This is a genomic window from Acinetobacter sp. YH12231, assembly GCF_013417755.1.
Taxonomy (GTDB): domain Bacteria; phylum Pseudomonadota; class Gammaproteobacteria; order Pseudomonadales; family Moraxellaceae; genus Acinetobacter; species Acinetobacter amyesii.
Map to the genome: position 1 here is coordinate 154,934 of NZ_VPDJ01000006.1, position 18,806 is coordinate 173,739.

Genomic DNA, 18,806 nt, shown 5'->3' on the forward strand with positions numbered 1-18,806 from the left:
GCCTATCAAATCTGCAGTAGTGGAATTATTGTGGATCAGCTTGAGTTGTTTTCAACAAAGTCTGCAAATTAGCAGCTTTTGGTTTCACAAGCCAGAATTTGCGGCTATAGAAGTCAAACTCGTTGCGGATCTTATACGCCCAAGCACTACCTGTTTCTTTAATTTGTTCATCTAAGATACGGCACAAGAACTCTTTGTGTTCTTCCATCGATTCTGTAGAGATACGGTTCAATTCAATCAGTTCGTGGTTGTAATGGTCAACAAAGTCATTGTCGAGGTCGAGCACATAAGCGAAACCGCCTGTCATACCCGCACCAAAGTTATGACCCACTTTACCCAATACAGTCACGATACCACCTGTCATGTATTCACAGCAGTGGTCGCCTGCACCTTCAATCACGGCAAACGCACCCGAGTTACGTACTGCAAAACGCTCGCCTGCTGTACCTGCAGCAAACAATTTACCGCCTGTTGCACCATATAAACAGGTGTTACCAATGATTGCAGTATTTTGCGTTTGGAATGGTGAACCTTTCGGTGGGAAGATCGAGATACGACCACCAGCCATACCTTTACCCACGTAGTCATTCGCATCACCCTCTAGGCTGATGTGTAAACCGCCGGCGTTCCAAACACCCAATGACTGACCTGCAGTCCCTGTTAATTTAACTTTAACAGGGTGCGCTTCCATACTGAGGTTGCCATAACGTTTTGCAATCTCACCCGAAATACGCGCGCCAATTGAACGGTCACAGTTACCGATAGTGAAGCTATATTCACCGCCTGTGCCTGCTTCAATCGCTGGCAGCATTTCAGCTACCATTTTCTCAGCCAATAAGCCTTTATCAAATGGTGCATTGCCTTGTACTTCACAGTACTGTGCTTTACCTTCAGCCGCAGGATGCGATTGGAGTAATGCGCTCAAATCAAGGTGTGCATGTTTTTCAGTTTCACCTGGAAGCATTTCCAGTAAATCTGTACGACCAATCAAATCTTTCAGACTTGAAACGCCTAGCGCTGCTAACCATTCACGTGTTTCTTCCGCAATAAAGTGGAAGAAGTTGATCAGCATTTCAGGCTCACCAATGTAGTGTTCCTGACGTAAGTGATCTTGTTGAGTTGCAACACCTGTTGCACAGTTATTTAAGTGACAAATACGTAGGTATTTACAACCCAATGCGATCATTGGCGTAGAACCGAAGCCAAAGCTTTCTGCACCTAAAATTGCTGCTTTAACCACGTCTAAACCTGTTTTCAAACCACCATCTGTTTGAACACGTACTTTGCCACGCAGATCGTTCACACGTAGCGCCTGATGCGCCTCAGATAGACCAAGCTCCCATGGAGAACCTGCATGGTGAATTGAAGAAAGTGGAGAAGCCGCTGTACCACCGTCATAACCAGAAATGGTAATGAAGTCTGCGTATGCTTTTGCTACACCTGCCGCAATCGTACCAACACCCGGCTCAGAAACCAGCTTAACGGACACCATCGCCTGTGGGTTAACCTGTTTTAAATCGAAAATTAACTGTGATAAATCTTCGATTGAGTAGATGTCGTGATGCGGCGGCGGAGAAATTAATGTCACACCCGGTACTGAGTAACGTAAACGTGCAATTAAGCCATTCACTTTACCGCCCGGCAACTGACCACCTTCACCTGGTTTTGCACCTTGTGCCACTTTAATTTGAAGGACTTCTGCAGAAGTTAGATATGCAGGGGTCACACCAAAACGGCCAGATGCAATTTGTTTGATTTTCGAGTTACGGATAGTGCCGTAACGCGCTGGGTCTTCGCCGCCCTCACCCGAGTTCGAGCGACCACCAATGGTATTCATTGCGATTGCAATGGCTTCGTGCGCTTCAGGTGATAAAGCACCTAAAGACATCCCTGCCGAGTCAAAACGCGGCAGAATTTCTTCTACGGATTCAACTTGATCGAGTGCAATCGATTGATCTGTTTTCAGCTTGAATAAGTCACGAATCGTCGCGATTGGACGGTTATTCACTAGCTCTGCGTATTCTTTAAAGTCCGCATAATTACCAGAACGCACAGATTTATGCAGTGCATTGATCACGTCTGGGTTAAATGCGTGATATTCCTTACCGAATACAAATTTCAGCATACCGCCTTGATCAATTGGTTTACGTGATTTCCACGCCAAATCTGCCAATTTTTTCAAGTCATTTTCTAGATCAGAGAATGTTGCGCCTTTAATACGGCTCGGTACGCCAGTAAAGCATTTTGCAACCACTTCATCAGAGAGGCCGACCGCTTCAAACAACTGACCGCCACGGTAAGAAGCAACAGTAGAAATACCCATCTTAGAAAGGACTTTCAATAAGCCTTTTTCAATGCCTTTACGGAAGTTCGCTTGCGCATGAATTGGATCACCCAATAACTCACCTTTCGCGATCAAGTCATTGATCACGTCATAAGCTAGGTACGGATAGATCGCAGTCGCACCGAAACCAAGAATCACCGCAAACTGATGCGCATCACGCGCCAAACCTGTTTCGACAATGATGTTGGCATCTGTACGTAGACCCACATTGATTAAATAGTGGTGAACCGCGCCTGTTGCCATTAATGCATTTGCAGGTAAGAAGCCTTGACGGATTTTCTTATCAGACAATACAAGTAAAGTTTTTCCGTCTCGAATCGCTTGTGCAGATTCTTCACAAATACGCGCGATGGCAGCTTCTAAGCCTTCATCTTCTGCATAGTTCAGGTCAATGTCTGCAATCTCGTAACCTTTACGACCAAGGGTACGGATTTGATGCATTTTCGAATTTGACAGTACTGGGCTTGAAATGATCAGACGATCTGCATGCTCTGGACCTTGTTCAAATACATTTTGTTCACGGCCGAGACATGTCTCTAACGACATTACGATCGATTCACGTAATGGATCGATTGGCGGATTCGTAACCTGAGCGAACTGCTGACGGAAGTAGTCAGACACATGGCGCACTTGACGAGACAATACTGCCATTGGCGTATCGTCACCCATTGAGCCCACGGCTTCCTGACCGCTTTCAGCGATTGGACGTAGCAATTGGTCACGTTCTTCAAATGTCACCATGAACATTTTTTGTGAAGCTTTCAGGTCATCACCTTTTAAGCCTTGATCACATAAATATTCTTCTAGCTCTGGACTACCTTGCACACGTACTGAGTTTTCACGTAACCACTGACGGTACGGACGCATACGTTTGAGGTGATTACTCACATCTTGAGTATCGAGCATTTTGCCGGTAAAGGTATCGATCACCAAGATTTGACCCGGACCGACACGACCTTTAGATACAACGTCTTCAGGTTCATAACCCCAAACACCAATTTCTGATGCCAATGTGATGTAACCATTTTTGGTAATTACCCAACGTGCTGGACGTAAACCATTACGGTCAAGCATACAAATCGCATGACGACCATCTTGAATTACCAGACCTGCTGGACCATCCCATGCTTCCATATGCTTCGAGTTGAATTCGTAGAATGCACGTAAGTCCGCATCTAAAGTTTCAACGTTTTGCCAAGCTGGTGGAACCAACATGCGCAGCGCACGGAACAAATCCATGCCGCCACCGACAAGGATTTCCAGCATATTATCTAAGCTTGAAGAATCCGAGCCTGTACGGTTTACAATTGGATTCAGCTCAGTTAAACCTGGCAATAATGGGTTTTCAAATTTTGGTGTACGCGCCATCGCCCAGTTACGGTTTGCGGTAATGGTATTAATTTCACCATTGTGCGCCAAGTAACGGAACGGCTGTGCCAAAGGCCAACGCGGCAATGTATTGGTTGAGAAACGCTGATGGAATACAACAATGTGTGACTTTAAACGCTCATCAGCAAGATCGGTATAGAAATCAGCAATGGCTGCTGGCATCATCAAACCTTTATAGCTGATCACAGTTGAGCATAAAGTGGTTACATAGAAGTATGGGTCAGCAGTCAGCTGTTGTTCTGCACGACGACGTGCCATCACCAACTTACGGTTGAATTCAACCTCTGAAACACCCATTGGGCAATTCACGATAATTTGTTCAAATGCAGGCAATGACTGCATCGCGATTGAACCCAACGCATCGTTATTGGTTGGCACAACACGCCAAGCGATGACTTTACAACCTTCGTCTTCGATTTCTTTGGTTAAAATTTGTTTTGCATGTGCGGCTAATGCAGGGTCTAGATTTAGAAATACCGTACCCACAGCAAAGATTTCACTCAATGTAATGTCACTGAGTTTTTTCGCTTCTTCACGGAAAAATTCTTTTGGCATAGCAAGGAGTAGACCACAGCCGTCACCGGTTTTGCCATCTGCGGCAATACCACCACGGTGGGTCATACAACTTAAACTATGCATTGCGGTTTTGACGAGATCATGGCTTGCATCACCCTGCATATGGGCGATTAAACCGAAACCACAGTTATCTTTAAACTCATCCGGTTGGTATAAACCTTGAGCGGGAGCTACAGTATTAGGCGATGGCATGTGCATAGCGTACCCTTCTTTTCTTTACAGCTCTTTCGAGCACTTAACAAACTAATTTCTTGTTGCGATTCGTCTTAACTTACTCACATGAATTGTTCTGTCGAGCAAAATTATTTCTTATTCACACCCTTAAGATAAACCGAATTCACCTTTGATGCATGAATAAAAAGTCAAATTTTCTGCTTTTGCAGTTCAGATCAGGGATAACGACTGGATTAATGACTTCGCACTTTTATCGAATCATTTTCGCGCCAAAACAGGGAGAAAAGTTCAATTTACGCACCAATTAAGCAATTTGTATGCCAACTTGATGCATTTTCTCCTAAGATGGCTGATTACAAGCATTTTTTAGTTATAACAAATAATTCAAATTATTCTTTTTTTATTTTATGCACTTTTTCTGTGCAGTTTAAGCTTTTCCTAAGACGTCTTGCGCTATTTTAGAACTAATTAAAAGGATCGGTTACTTCTTGTTCTACCGGTGCAGGTTTTGGACGTGGTGCATCTACACTACTTTGTGATTTTTGCACATCAATCACATTTCCTTCAGCATCACGACGTGTCACCGTAGTACTTGTCGTTGCATTAGTTGGTGTTGTTACCGTCGCTGCAGCCGCTGCTTTTCGTGCGGCGATTTGAGCTTCATCAATTTTCGGTAAAGGCACAGATTTTAATTTAACAGCATATAACTTTTGACTCGACGACATTTCTTCCGTGCCCAAGTCATTCACATATGCTTGATATTGTTTAAATTCCACAACTTCAGGTTTAATTGAAGCAGGCAAAGCGATGTTGAGGCTCGACATTGCAGCTTTGGCATCATTTTGCGACGAATATGGTCCAGTTAAAATGACGTATTGCTCAGGATGGTCTTCACCAGAAAGACGTAGATAAATAAATTTATGACGCTCAGGCTGCTTGCGTAAGAAGCTTTTTAAAATATCTTCTTCAGAAACCCGAAATAATTCAACACCATAAAGCTTGGCAGAGTCATTAATAAATTTAGTGCCACGAAATTCTGGCTCATGTTGAGCTGTAGCAACCACACGGGTCGTCATATCAAGTGGACGTACTTCTTCATTTAATGCACCAAGATGGGACATTGCTGCCACTTTCTCTGGCTGAATTTGCAAATCCACTTCAGTTTCAGCTTGTTTTTCAACTTCAACCAATTCTTTGGTATCTGTAATCGCCCAGAAAACCAATGCAGCGAACAGACACACAGCTCCACCCACCAACCATGCGTAGTGATGAACTTTTTGCCATTGAGACTGCCGCGCTGCCATGATGTACCTACTCTGCCTGATTTGCCAAAATTGCCTGTTTCATTAACTCAACATCAAACTCTTTGGTGATGATGGCCTGACCTAATGATTTCAGTAAAATAAGTCGTAATTGCCCATTCAATACTTTTTTATCATGAGACATATACGCCAAAAACTCCTCTAGCGGAATTTTAGGGCAAACTATCGGTAATTGTGCACGTAAAATGATTTTTTTTGTACGTTCTAAATCTTCAGCTGTGATCCAGCCCATGCGATGGGATAAATCTGCAGCCATCACCATACCAGTTGCAACGGCTTCACCATGCAACCATTCACCATATCCTAAGTATGATTCAATCGCATGACCAAAGGTATGACCCAGGTTTAATAACGCACGTTCGCCTTGTTCTTTTTCGTCATTGGCCACAATACGCGCTTTATGGGCACATGAACGATATACTGCTTCAGCCAACAAAGTTGCATCACCTGCAACTAAAGCATCCATATGCTGTTCAAGCCAAGCTAAAAATTCAACATCACCTAACAATGCATATTTGATCACTTCGGCCAAACCTGCAGAAAGTTCACGCGCTGGTAAAGTTTTTAATTGCGCCATATCCGCAAGGACCACTTGGGGTTGCTGGAAGGCACCAATCATGTTTTTACCCAGTGGATGGTTAATCCCGGTTTTTCCACCGACACTTGAATCCACTTGAGAAAGTAACGTCGTCGGCACTTGAATAAAATATACACCACGTTGATAGCATGCAGAAGCAAAACCGGTCATATCCCCAATGACACCACCACCTAATGCCAAAACCGTACAATCGCGGTTAAAGCCTGCTTCAAGCAAGGCATCAAAAATTAAATTCAAATGCTCTAAATTTTTATACTTTTCACCATCAGGCAAAATACATGTCGCAACAGTTTTCCCTAATGCCTCAATTGCTTCTACATAATGTTTTAAATAGAGCGGTGCAACTGTGGTATTAGAGACAATCATCACTTGTTTACCCTGAACATAAGGCTCAAGTAAAGTTTGTGGATCGAGGTCACTCCCAATAAAAATAGGGTAGCGACGATCACCGAGTTCAACATGTAAGGTTTGCATGAATTTAACCTTTTCTAACGAGATATATTTTGTGAAACAATTAAATTAAAAATTTTTTGCGCAAGATCTCTCGCAGCACCTTGATTGGTTTCAATAATATAGTGCGCGACTTCACGATAAAGAGGATCACGGGCAGCCAATAAATCTCGTAGCTTTTGCTCTGGATTTTCCACTTGAAGAAGTGGGCGATTTTTGTCTCGGTAGGTTCGTTGTAACTGAATTTCCACCGGAGTATATAGATAAACAACAATACCACGTTGTTTTAAAAATTCACGATTTGGGGGCTGAGTCACAGCACCACCGCCAGTCGCCAAGACCAGTTGTTTTTTTGCAGTTAACTCATCAATGACATTCGTTTCACGACTTCTAAAGCCTTTTTCCCCTTCCTTTTCAAAAATCCAAGGAATGGTCGCACCTGTTTTACGTTCAATTTCATGATCACTGTCTAGAAATTCACGTCCTAACAATTCTGCTAAATGTCGCCCTACGGTTGTTTTTCCTGCCCCCATTGGCCCTACCAAATAGATATTTGGTAGGGTTTCAAACTCTTTGCTTGGCAAGGAGTCACCTATTTCTTTTGTTAAATTGAAAATATATTAATGATTTCTTGTAACACTGTCATTAACAATTCGCGGAGTAACAAAAATCAGCAACTCATTTTTTGCATCGCTTTTCATATCTTTACGGAATAAGCGCCCCACGTAAGGAATATCACCTAAGAACGGTACTTTAGTTTGCTTACTTTGTGTTTCCTGATTAAAAATACCGCCGAGCACAACAGTTTCACCATTGTTGACTAGTACATCGGTATTAATTTCATTTTTATTCAGGATAATTTCACCATTTTGTGCATAACCTGCTGGTGAGTCGCTCTTGATATTCAGCTTCATTTGCACTTTCCCATCCGGTGTAATGCTAGGCGTTACATCCAGACTTAATAAAGCTTCTTTAAACTCGGTAGAAGAAGTTGCATTTGAACCTGTACCGGTTGTGGTTTGATACGGAATTTCTTGACCTGAAGCCACTTTGGCTTGTTGTTTATCCGCTGTCAGTACTTTTGGTGTGGAAATCACTTCACCATAACCATCCGCTTGTAAAGCAGAAAGCTCTAAATCCAACATAAAATCAGAAAGACTAATCAAACCAAACGCAATTCGACTCGCACCTGTAGTAGTCACACCTAAATCCACGTTTAAATTTTGAGGACGTTGAATGGTATATTTCCCATCATCATCCGGGGTTTTTAAGTCCCAAAGTGTGGTATCACTACCACCCACCAATAAATGGTCATTTTGGTTAATCCCTTGAGACAATAGCCCCCATTTCACACCCATTTCTTTGGTAAAGTCGGTAGATGCTTTTACAATCCGTGCTTCAACCATGACTTGCTTGACTGATACATCTAGCAAATCGACCATTTTTCGAATTTGATCAATGTTTTGCGCGGTATCATTGATAATCAGTGTATTTGTACGCGTATCTGCAGAAATTGTGCCACGTGGGCTTAACAAATTACCACGGTCCTCATCAGTATTATTACTACTATTTGATGAACCAGTGTTGCCTGCTGTTTTAGACTGCGTAATCAGCTTCTCTATCTCAGCAGCTTTTGCATAGCTTAACGTTAAATATTCAGTCTGTAATGGTGCCAACTTCATACTTTGACGTAAGGCTTTTGCTTCTTCTTCTTCCGCTTTAATCAACTCAGATACAGGCGCAATCCAAATCACATTACCATTACGACGTTTGTCCAAATTCTTGGTTTTCAATACGATATCTAGTGCTTGATCCCAAGGCACATCTTTTAAGCGAAGTGTAATATTTCCTTGAACCGTATCAGCAGCAACCATATTGATTTCAGTAAAATCAGCCAAAAGTTGCAGCACACGACGTACTTCAATATCTTGGAAGTCTAATGAAATCTTCTTACCGATATAATGATTGGCAGCTTTAGGACGTAATGGATTTTTATCTTCCGGACGTTTCAAACTTACCGTTAATTTATTATCAGTTTGGTACGCCATATATTCATAGCTGCCCGTCGACTGAATGGTAATCACACCATTACCGCCATCATTATGTGCATCCACCGTTGCAACAGGTGTTGCAAAATCATTGACATTTAAACGGCGAGTCAAATGTGCAGGTACTTTATTGCCTAAAGTACGGATCACCACTTTACTGCCTTGCTGTTGAACATCAACGGGAGTATTTCCACCCAGTAAATCAACAACAACTTGACCTTCACCATTAGAACCCCGGTGGAAACCAATATTTGAGATGCCCTGTTGCTGACGTTGTGCTACAGGCTGTACATAATTTGCAGCTTGTGCAGAGTTGATTTTTAAAATAAAGGTATTACCTTCAACACGCGTGGTAAAAGCGCCAGCATTGGCTAAATTCACAGTTAAGCGCGCACGTTGTGCATCCGAACTCACATCCACAGTGCTCGCTTCAGCCGTTGCAACAGGAATTGAACTTTGTTTTAAATTTTGCTGTGCTTTATCAAAATCTAAGACCAGTCGTGATGGTTGATCGAGTTGATAAGCTTGTGGTTGCGGCGGCAAGCCATTAAACATCACGCGAATTTCAGTCCCTTGACCTGGAATTTGCATTGGTACCACATTGGTTACACTCACCTGAGCATTGGCAACTTGCATCATCGCCATTGCAACAGCCCCCATCGAAAACTGACGAAACACATGATTCATTGTATTGCCATCCCCAAAAATAAAATCTTGTACACTATTCTTCATTTTTATTCCTTTAAGCTTAAGGTGCTGGTCCAATTAATATGAGACTTCTAGGACGCTCTACATATCCTTCTCGCCCATCCGGAATAATCTCAATCAAATCAATTTGCGTCGGGGTAATATTTACCACTCGACCATGATTGAGCCCCATATAACTTCCACGTTGAATACGCTCAACTTCACCATCCGGCGTCTGAATCAAGGCTAAAATTTGCCCAGATTGGTTACGCATACTCCCCTTCATATTCAGGGTTTCGAGTGCATAACTTTCCAAAGGTTGAGGCTGACGACTCAAGTTTGGATAAACACGCTTACCTGCCATGATTTTAAGTTCTGCTGCCAATGAACTTGGCAAGAACGGACTTTTTAAAGAGTGCGCCGCATAATTAAAAGTTTCGACAGGTACAAAATCTGGCGCAGGCTCAATCGCTAATGGCGCTTGATTGCGTATATTTGCCATCTCTTGATTGACCACATCAATACGTGATTCACAACCTGCTAATACAAATCCAACCATCACAGAAAGTGCCAATTTATTCATTTTCATTTTGGAGCCTCCTGTGTGCTTGCTGAATCTGCAGCTTTCGCAGCACTTTCAGTATTTCCTTCGTAACGATATGTTTTCGCAGAAATTACATAATCAATTTTTGGAATATCTGAGTTCTTTTCTTTATTTTCAGTTGCTGTAATCGTTAAATTATGCAAAGTCACAATCCGTGAAAGCCCGGCAATGCCACTAACAAATGAACCAAAGGCATGGTAATCACCCGTTGCTTCAATACGAATTGGCTGTTCCGTAAAGAACTCTTGCTTCACTTCAGGCTCAAGACGAATAATTTTAAATTTCAGTCCAGAATTCACACCAGTTAAGTTGATATCTTCAACCAAACCTGGAATTTCAGTTTCTTTCGGCAATTGTTCTAATTGTTGATTAAAACGTGCTTCCATATCCTGCAACTGCAACTGATATTGTTGCAAATTACGCAGTTTCGAATCTTTCTCACGAAACTCATTCAACAAATTTTGTTCTTGCGCATTAGCACTTGAAATAGCTTCAATCTTGCCTTTAATCGCCAAGAAATAGCCCAAAATTGCCACAAGAATAATGATAAAAATCCAACAGGTAATTTTGACTGAAATTGGCCAACTACCATAGTTATTCGGATCTAGCGTATTGAACTGCTGTACAAACTTATCAAAAGTCATTTTCTTTTTCGGAATGACAACAGCATCTTGATTCAATTGCTCAAATTCATCACGACTCATTTTGCAACCTCCGGAGTTGGTGTTGCTGCAGTTTGTGCGTCAGATTTTTGCGCCGATGAAGCTGACTGTCCTGCATTTGCTGCTGGATCATTAATGGTCGGCTGCGCAATTTGCTCCAAATCAGCAGTCACAGTAAATGCACCATAAGATTCTTCTACGCGAGGAACCACAGATGTCGGCGCTTTGTCTTTTTTCTCTTCAGCCACAAGGAATGAGCTCATGAAGGCATTACGATACCAAGGTGACGCTTCCAAATTACGCAGTAAATCTGCAACAGTATTTGGACTTTCCGCACGCCCTTCGATCATAAATTTGTCGCCATTACGCTCAAATTTTGTGATGTACATATTGGCAGGTGTCACACGAACCAATTCATCTACAAGATGTACAGCGATTGGACGTTGACCTTGTAAGCCTTGAATCAACTTCATGCGTTCAATAATGGCATTACGCTGTTCTTGTAAACCATCCAAAGACTTTAATTGAACATCTAAATTTTGGTTATGACTGATAATCAATTGGTTCGCTTGTTCTTGATCTTTTAATTTGTGATCAAAATACAACCATGTCAAACCAACCCCAATTACCCCAATTAAGAAAGCCCCAATACAAAGTGCAATAAATTCTTTTTTTCGTTTCTCTCTTAGCTCATCACGCCAAGGGAGCAAGTTAATTTTTGCCATTAATCAAAACTCCTCAATGCTAGACCGCATGCCACCATGAGTGATGAGGCATCATTTTCAATTTTTTTAATATCAATTTGAGGTGAAAAACCCATTTGTAAGAATGGATTGGCAATCGTGACGCGGTAACCCAATTTTTGTTGAAGTAGTTTTGCAAGCCCCGGAATATTGGCATTCCCCCCTGCCAATAAAATATGGTCAATTTCGTTGAACTGTGAAGATGAGAAGAAGAACTGTAAAGAACGCGCTGCTTGTTGCACGACAGCTTCTAAGAAAGGTTCTAAGACTTCAACATCATAATCATCTGGCAAAGCACGTGTTTTTTTCGCACGACCCGCTTCTTCGAAAGACAATGCATAGCGATTTTGAATTTCCTGTGTCAATTGTTTGCCACCAAACACTTGCTCACGGGTATAAATCACTTTGTTATTCTGCATGACAGATAAGGTCGTCATACTATGACCAATATCTAAAATGCCCACGGTATTTACACCCATTGGCAAAGTATCTGAGAAAACTTTAAATGCATTTTCAATTGCAAAGCTTTCTACATCGCCAATTTTTGGTGTCAGACCCGCAAGCTGAATAACTTCCGCACGCGCTTCAACATTTTCAATACGCGTAGCGACAAGTAAAACATTGACACGATTTGGATTAGATAGACGATCCGGCAAGACCTCAAAATCAAGGCTCGCTTCATCAAGTGGGAAAGGAATATATTGCTCAGCATCATCACGAATCTGAATTTCACGTTCATCATCGTTCATATCTGCGTCCATTTCGATGATTTTTGTAATCACCATCGATGTTGGAACCGCTAAAGCTGCATTAGTGGTCTGCGTATTGGCCAAATTAATTGCGCGCTCTAAACAGTCACCTACAGCTTCCGGATTCAATATGTTCTTTTCAACAACACTTCCTTCTGGTAACGGGACCAAAGCATAGCTTTCTACCCAATACCGTCCACTTTTTACAGAAAGTTCCAAAACCTTAACAGAAGTCGAACTAATATCTACTCCTATTAACCCCTTATTTGGCTTACGATATAACCTGAGCACAATATAATTCCTATTATTTTTTTATCCCCAAAAAAATTAACCCACTAATTAGCATTGGTCTATAATTTTATACAGATACAATAACTCATCTAACAATCCGTATATCGAAAGGATATACTGACCACCAATTAGTTTGCCATTAGCTCTTATTAAAACTTACTTGTTATGAAAAAGCTATCTTGTTCAGGCCTTGTTCATCCATTTTTTTTGGCCATTATTATTATTTTGGTCGCAATTCCAATGGGTTTCTATGGCATGTATCTCTATATTGCCCCGTCTTTGCCTGAAATGTCCATCTTAAAAAAGGCTCCATTATTAAAACCATTACAGGTTTATAGTGCTGATAATGAGCTGATTGCAGAATATGGTGGCAAACTTTCGGTCCCTGTAGAGTACGACCAAATCCCGTCTCATTTCATTCATGGCTTTTTAGCTGCGGAAGATTCTTCGTTTTTTGAACACAGCGGCATTAGTTTCAAAGGATTGGGGCGTGCCGTCAGTGAAAGTATTACCGGTTCCGATGTGCAAACCGGTGGTTCAACCATTACCATGCAGGTTGCAAAAAACTATTATCTGACTCCAGAGCGTACTTTAAAACGTAAACTGACCGAAGTTTTCCTTGCTCGAAAAATTGAACAAAATCTAAGTAAAGAAGAAATTTTAACGCTGTATGTCAACAAAATCTTTTTAGGAAAAAATGCCTACGGGATCGCAGCAGCAGCAAAAATTTATTATAACAAGAGCCTGCAAGATTTAAGTTTGGCTCAAATGGCAATGATTTCAGGCTTACCTAAAGCACCTTCAAAATACAATCCTGTAGCCAACCCAAAACGTGCTTTAGAGCGTCGTAATTGGATTTTAGGCCGTATGTTGCAATTGGGGTATATCAATCAATCTGAATATCAAAAAGCGATTGCTGAACCGATTAATCTCGATATGCCTGACCGCGGGGTCAGCAACAAATTCCCCTACGTCGGGGAAATGGTTCGCTCTGAGCTCGTAGAAAAGTTTGGTGAACAAGCGACGGATTCTGGCTATAAAGTCTACACCACTATCAACAGCCAACGCCAAGCCTATGCTGAGCAGGCTGTACAAGAGGGTCTCGAAGCTTACGATAGACGACATGGTTGGCGTGGTGCAGAAGCACATGATGAACCCTTAAAAAACTTTATTCCATATGCCAACACCTATCCTGCCGAAGTAACCAAAGTCAACAACACCAGTATCGTAGTGTTGATGCAAGACGGCAGTAGTGTGACAGTTCCATGGTCAGGTTTATCTTGGGCACGCCCCTATCGCAATGCCAATAGTGTAGGCAATGCGCCTAGCAAAGCCTCTCAAATTGTAAAAGTAAAAGATATTATTCGCCTACGTCCGAATGCGGACAAAAGCTCATGGGCTTTGGTGCAAATTCCCAAAGCGCAAGGTCAATTAATTGCACTTAATCCCAATAATGGTGGTATTGAAGCCATTGTGGGTGGTTATAATTTTTATCAATCTAAATTTAACCGTGCTCTACAAGGCTGGCGTCAGCCGGGTTCAACCATTAAACCCTTTGTTTATGCTTTAGCACTTGAACGTGGCATGACTCCGTATTCCATGGTCAATGACAATCCAATTACGATTGGCAAGTGGACGCCTAAAAACTCTGACGGTCGCTATTTAGGGATGATACCTCTACGCCGTGCCCTCTATTTATCACGTAACACAGTTTCAGTACGCTTATTACAAGTTGTCGGGATTGAACGTACTCGCCAATTATTTATGGATTTTGGCTTACAAGAAAACCAAATTCCACGTAACTACACCATTGCTTTAGGTACCCCACAGGTGTTGCCGATTCAAATGGCGACAGGTTATGCGACTTTTGCCAACGGTGGATATCGTATTCAACCCCATTTTATTAGCCGTATTGAAGATGCTTATGGCAAAGTCATTTATCAAGCCAATCCTGAATATGCATGTATTCAATGTATCAATCAAAAGGACGAAGTTGAATCTGCAGATCCGACCACGCCGGATGATGAAGTGATTGAAGTCACCAATCAGGATAACAAGCCCGCTGAATCAAAAATTTCCGATACTGAAGCAGCAAACTATAAACAAGCTCAGCGGATTTTGAAGTCAAGTTCAGCCTTTGATATGGCGAACATCTTGCGTGACGTGATCCAACACGGTACAGGTCGTGCGGCTTTAAAAATTGGTCGCGGTGATTTAGGCGGTAAAACCGGTACAACCAATGATGCAAAAGACGCGTGGTTTGCTGGATTTAATGGAAAATTGGTCACTGTGGCTTGGGTCGGTTTTGACCAACCCTCTACTTTAGGTCGCCGTGAATATGGTGGTGTTGCAGCATTGCCTATTTGGTCAGATTTTATGGCGAAATCACTTAAAGGCACACCTGAAGCTTGGGTGCGTTTAGACACCCATGCCAAGAATCCAATCAACCGTAATTCGGCTAAAGCGACTCAAGGTCAACCTGAACAAGATCGTGCAGCAACGCCACCAATGGCTCAACCGCTGTATCGTCCTGCTCCTGTTGCACCGAAGCCTCAGGCTTCGCAAAATGATTTTGACGACCTTCCTGGGTCTACTGAAACCAATCTTGCACCGACTCGAACTGCGCCTCCGCCAATGCAGCCTAAACCACAAGGTGCAGAGCATAAAACGGACGCACTTGATCATCTCATCGATCAAGTTCAGTAAATACTGCATAAAAAAAGCCCTCAAACGAGGGCTTTTTTATCACTTCCAATGCATTATTTCTTTTTAAAGAGATAAATTTGATACTGCGCTTGCAACTCAAATTGTTCATTTTTTTCTAGAGCTTCTCGACGCTCAGCTTTCACTTTATAGGCATAAGGTGTCATTGCAATTAAGTTTTTGAGATCCTGCTGAGAAAGTGACATTTTCGCTTGTACCACTTGCTCACTTTCCAATTCAAAATCATTCGCCAGTTGTTCCACAAATTTATGCGGTTCATGTAGTTTTACTTCTTCAAACAGGGCTTCACGCATTGCATAAAGATGCTCTGGCGCAGGTGTAACCACCATCAAGTGCCCTTCAGGCTTTAACACACGAAGGATTTCTTCTTGAGGAATAGGACTAAATAAACTCGTACACAAGTCAATCGAATGATCTAATACAGGTAAGGTTGCCCCTGTCCCAACCACCCAAGTCACCTCTTTATTCAGTTTAGCGGCCACTTGTACTGCATTTTTAGCAATATCGACACCCACACACTGTAATACTTCAGCTTGCATTGCATTGGTGTAATAGCCTTCACCACAGCCAATATCCAACAAGTTTTCAACACGTAACTTTTGAATCAAAGCCACTACTGCCTGTTGCAAAGGTGCATAGTGACCTGCACTTAAAAATGCTCGACGCGCCTGTACAGATTCAGGCGTATCACCCGGGTTTTTACTGTGTTTATGTTGAACCACATGTAAATTGACATAGCCTTGTTTTGCAACATCATAGCTATGATTATTTTCACAGCGCCATGTCCGCTCTGTGAGTTTCAATGCTTCACGGCATACAGGACACATCAACAGGTTCATCATTTACTCCACTATATTTTTGAAATAAAAAAACCGGCATCTGTGGGAGCAAATGCCGGTTTCGTTTATTTATTTGCTTAACGTAATTTTAAAGTCATTAGACCCAAAACTACCAGCATAATTGTGATAATCCAAAAACGAATCACCACCTGAGTTTCACGCCATCCCTTTTTCTCATAGTGATGGTGCAGCGGTGCCATTAAGAATACACGCTTGTTCCGCATACGCAGTGAGCCAATTTGCAAGAAAACAGAAATAGCTTCAACCACAAAGACACCGCCCATAATGGCAAAAACAATTTCTTGACGAACCATGACTGCGATCGTACCGAGCATCGCACCTAGAGATAAGGCACCGACATCACCCATAAACACTTGAGCAGGATGTGCGTTAAACCATAAGAATGCCAAACCAGCACCGATCATTGCCGCACAGATCACGACAAGTTCAGATGCGTATTTCACATAAGGGATATGTAAATAATCGGCAAAACGAACATCACCAGCCAGATAAGCAAATACACCTAAACCTGCGGCAACCAGAACGATTGGCATAATTGCTAGGCCATCTAAACCATCGGTTAAGTTCACAGCATTAGATGCACCGTTAATCACCAAATAAGTAAAGACAATAAAGCCAATACCGAGTGGAATAATAGACAACGGAATGCTAATTTCTTTAAAGAATGGAATCAGCAGATCCAACATATTTGAGGTATGTACTGGGTTTGCTTGCTGTGTCGCAATCACATAGAGCGCAATACCGGCGCCTAACGATGCCACAGAAGTCCAAAAGAATTTCTTCTTCGCAGGTAGACCGGCATTATCTTTATAACGGATTTTAATCCAGTCATCGGCCCAGCCAACAGCACCAAAGATCACCATCACGCCAAGTACAATCCATACATAAGGGTTTGAAAGATCGGCCCAAAGTAAGGTTGAAATCCCAATAGACAGTAAAATCAACACACCGCCCATAGTCGGTGTGCCCATTTTTTTGGCATGATTTTCAGGTGCAAATGAACTGACTGCCTGACCATATTTGAGAGCTTGCAATTTGCGGATCATCACAGGTCCAAGCAACAGACCAATGGCCAATGCCGTTAAGACACTGAGTAGCGAACGAAGCGTTAAATAACGAACAACCTGAAACGAGCTGTGATAACCCGCAAGCTGCTCAAATAACCATAACAGCATTAAAGTTTCTCCATCAATTCAGCCATCAAAGTTTCCATGTGGGTATAACGAGAACCTTTAAACAGGAAACTCATGGACTGAGGCTGATGTGTTTTGACTAGACTAATTAATAACGGTAAAGCCTGTTCTTGAGTAAGAAAGGCCTGTAATTTTTTACCATATTGTGTACTGCGCGCGCCTTCTTGCACAGCAGGTGAAAACTCACCGACAGCAACGACAAATTGAAGACCAGAGTGTGAGACAAGATCACGTCCCAACATGTAGTGCTGCTGTGCAGCAGATGAACCTAACTCACCAATATCCCCAATGACCATGACTTTGATGCCATCTTGCTGCGCAAGTACATCAGCAGCAGCACGCATTGAGGTTGGATTTGCATTGTAAGTATCATCAATAAACAAATAATCTTTATGCTGAATAAAGTTTAGACGGCCTTTGGCACCTGTCGCATGTTCAAGCCCCACAACGATATCATCTAAACTCACACCAATCGATAATGCGAAAGCTGCGGCTGCAGTGGCATTTTGCACATTATGTTCACCAGCAAATGGCAGTTGAACAGGACGTGCACCTTGTGGCGTATTTAAGATAAAACGTGAAGATTGAGCCTGAAGCTCCGTCTCAGTCGCAAAGACATCCCCGCCCTGACCAAAACTCATTACTTGCTCAGTTTGCACAGCTTGACGAATGGCATCTGTAAAATCATCTGCCGCAGGCACAATCGAAGTTCCTGTTTTCGCTATATGTGCATAAATTTCAGACTTGGCACGACAGATGCCATCACGCCCACCAAATTCACCCATATGAGCGGTGCCAATATTTAAAATTCCGGCAACCTGAGGCTGTACCAAATTTGAGGTGTAATCAATTTCACCTTTATGACTGGCACCAAGCTCCATCACGGCATACTGATGTTCTGGACGCAACTCAAGTAACATCATCGGCACACCAAGGTCATTATTTAAATTACCGCGCGTAATTAATGTTGGTGCAAGACGAGAAAGGATACTCCCGAGCATCTCTTTGGTTGTGGTTTTACCACTGCTTCCTGTCAAGGCAATGACTTTTAAAGCTGGGTTTTGGGCACGACGAAATGCACCCAAATGTCCAAGCGCCAAACGTGTATCTGCAACCACCAACTGACAAATATCCACATCGACCGGATGACTCACAATGGCAATTTCACAACCCTTTTCAGCCACTTGAGCAAGGAAGTCATGCGCATCAAAGCGTTCACCTTTCAGGGCAAGAAAAGCATCGCCTTGCTCTGCATGACGTGAATCGGTCAAAATTCGTTTCACAGGAGCTGTCGGCGCTTGATTATTATGCCAGTGACCTTGTGTCGCTTGAACCAACTGTTCGGCAGTCCATGGTTCTAATGGAACCGTACTGGTCGTTGAAGTATGCATA

13 protein-coding genes are annotated in these 18,806 nt (G+C 42.4%); 1 reads left to right on the top strand and 12 read right to left on the bottom strand.

All coding sequences use genetic code 11. The features are described 5' to 3' along the window. Positions 1 to 25: 25 nt before the first annotated feature. The 9 genes from gltB to FTV11_RS04500 form a co-directional block, all read right to left on the bottom strand. Positions 26 to 4,501, bottom strand: coding sequence for a glutamate synthase large subunit (gltB, locus tag FTV11_RS04460; protein ID WP_180073477.1), 4,476 nt, complete (start codon positions 4,499 to 4,501; stop codon positions 26 to 28). A gap of 446 nt (positions 4,502 to 4,947) precedes the next feature. After that, complete coding sequence (locus FTV11_RS04465) at positions 4,948 to 5,787, bottom strand: hypothetical protein (RefSeq protein ID WP_168378178.1); 840 nt, start codon at positions 5,785 to 5,787, stop codon at positions 4,948 to 4,950. Positions 5,788 to 5,794: 7 nt separating this feature from the next. Then, a complete protein-coding gene (gene aroB, locus FTV11_RS04470; protein WP_180073457.1) occupies positions 5,795 to 6,877 on the bottom strand; it encodes a 3-dehydroquinate synthase in 1,083 nt (360 codons plus the stop codon). Between the two features lie 14 nt (positions 6,878 to 6,891). After that, positions 6,892 to 7,437: a shikimate kinase AroK gene (gene aroK / locus FTV11_RS04475; protein WP_078189378.1), complete on the bottom strand. Its 546-nt coding sequence runs from the start codon at positions 7,435 to 7,437 to the stop codon at positions 6,892 to 6,894. A gap of 36 nt (positions 7,438 to 7,473) precedes the next feature. Next, a complete protein-coding gene (gene pilQ / locus FTV11_RS04480) occupies positions 7,474 to 9,588 on the bottom strand; it encodes a type IV pilus secretin PilQ (protein WP_180073478.1) in 2,115 nt (704 codons plus the stop codon). Between the two features lie 61 nt (positions 9,589 to 9,649). Further along, positions 9,650 to 10,177, bottom strand: coding sequence for a pilus assembly protein PilP (locus FTV11_RS04485; RefSeq protein ID WP_078192530.1), 528 nt, complete (start codon positions 10,175 to 10,177; stop codon positions 9,650 to 9,652). Beyond that, positions 10,174 to 10,896: a type 4a pilus biogenesis protein PilO gene (locus FTV11_RS04490; protein ID WP_168378181.1), complete on the bottom strand. Its 723-nt coding sequence runs from the start codon at positions 10,894 to 10,896 to the stop codon at positions 10,174 to 10,176. Before FTV11_RS04490 ends, FTV11_RS04485 begins: the two co-directional genes overlap by 4 nt. Beyond that, positions 10,893 to 11,579: a PilN domain-containing protein gene (locus FTV11_RS04495; protein WP_168378182.1), complete on the bottom strand. Its 687-nt coding sequence runs from the start codon at positions 11,577 to 11,579 to the stop codon at positions 10,893 to 10,895. Before FTV11_RS04495 ends, FTV11_RS04490 begins: the two co-directional genes overlap by 4 nt. Beyond that, on the bottom strand, positions 11,579 to 12,637 hold the full coding sequence (locus FTV11_RS04500; protein WP_078189383.1) for a pilus assembly protein PilM: 1,059 nt from the start codon (positions 12,635 to 12,637) through the stop codon (positions 11,579 to 11,581). Before FTV11_RS04500 ends, FTV11_RS04495 begins: the two co-directional genes overlap by 1 nt. Positions 12,638 to 12,802: 165 nt before the next feature. Between FTV11_RS04500 and ponA the strand changes: the two genes are divergently transcribed. Further along, positions 12,803 to 15,343 (top strand): penicillin-binding protein PBP1a, encoded by a 2,541-nt coding sequence (ponA, locus tag FTV11_RS04505; protein WP_180073458.1) that lies wholly within the window; start codon positions 12,803 to 12,805, stop codon positions 15,341 to 15,343. A 53-nt stretch (positions 15,344 to 15,396) separates the two neighbouring features. Here ponA and FTV11_RS04510 read toward each other — a convergent pair whose 3' ends face one another. The 3 genes from FTV11_RS04510 to murF all read right to left on the bottom strand — a co-directional run bounded on the left by FTV11_RS04510 (position 15,397) and on the right by murF (position 18,805). Further along, positions 15,397 to 16,200: a putative RNA methyltransferase gene (locus FTV11_RS04510; protein WP_180021660.1), complete on the bottom strand. Its 804-nt coding sequence runs from the start codon at positions 16,198 to 16,200 to the stop codon at positions 15,397 to 15,399. Between the two features lie 77 nt (positions 16,201 to 16,277). Further along, on the bottom strand, positions 16,278 to 17,396 hold the full coding sequence (mraY, locus tag FTV11_RS04515) for a phospho-N-acetylmuramoyl-pentapeptide-transferase (protein ID WP_078189386.1): 1,119 nt from the start codon (positions 17,394 to 17,396) through the stop codon (positions 16,278 to 16,280). Beyond that, complete coding sequence (gene murF / locus FTV11_RS04520; RefSeq protein WP_180073459.1) at positions 17,396 to 18,805, bottom strand: UDP-N-acetylmuramoyl-tripeptide--D-alanyl-D-alanine ligase; 1,410 nt, start codon at positions 18,803 to 18,805, stop codon at positions 17,396 to 17,398. Before murF ends, mraY begins: the two co-directional genes overlap by 1 nt. Between the last annotated feature and the right edge of the window lies 1 nt (position 18,806).

Coding starts and splice junctions, on each gene's coding strand:
- gltB (WP_180073477.1), bottom strand. CDS start 4,501: ATGCCATCGCCTAATACTGTAGCTCCCGCTCAAGGTTTATACCAACCG.
- FTV11_RS04465 (WP_168378178.1), bottom strand. CDS start 5,787: ATGGCAGCGCGGCAGTCTCAATGGCAAAAAGTTCATCACTACGCATGG.
- aroB (WP_180073457.1), bottom strand. CDS start 6,877: ATGCAAACCTTACATGTTGAACTCGGTGATCGTCGCTACCCTATTTTT.
- pilQ (WP_180073478.1), bottom strand. CDS start 9,588: ATGAATCATGTGTTTCGTCAGTTTTCGATGGGGGCTGTTGCAATGGCG.
- FTV11_RS04485 (WP_078192530.1), bottom strand. CDS start 10,177: ATGAAAATGAATAAATTGGCACTTTCTGTGATGGTTGGATTTGTATTA.
- FTV11_RS04490 (WP_168378181.1), bottom strand. CDS start 10,896: ATGAGTCGTGATGAATTTGAGCAATTGAATCAAGATGCTGTTGTCATT.
- FTV11_RS04495 (WP_168378182.1), bottom strand. CDS start 11,579: ATGGCAAAAATTAACTTGCTCCCTTGGCGTGATGAGCTAAGAGAGAAA.
- ponA (WP_180073458.1), top strand. CDS start 12,803: ATGAAAAAGCTATCTTGTTCAGGCCTTGTTCATCCATTTTTTTTGGCC.
- FTV11_RS04510 (WP_180021660.1), bottom strand. CDS start 16,200: ATGAACCTGTTGATGTGTCCTGTATGCCGTGAAGCATTGAAACTCACA.
- mraY (WP_078189386.1), bottom strand. CDS start 17,396: ATGCTGTTATGGTTATTTGAGCAGCTTGCGGGTTATCACAGCTCGTTT.
- murF (WP_180073459.1), bottom strand. CDS start 18,805: ATGCATACTTCAACGACCAGTACGGTTCCATTAGAACCATGGACTGCC.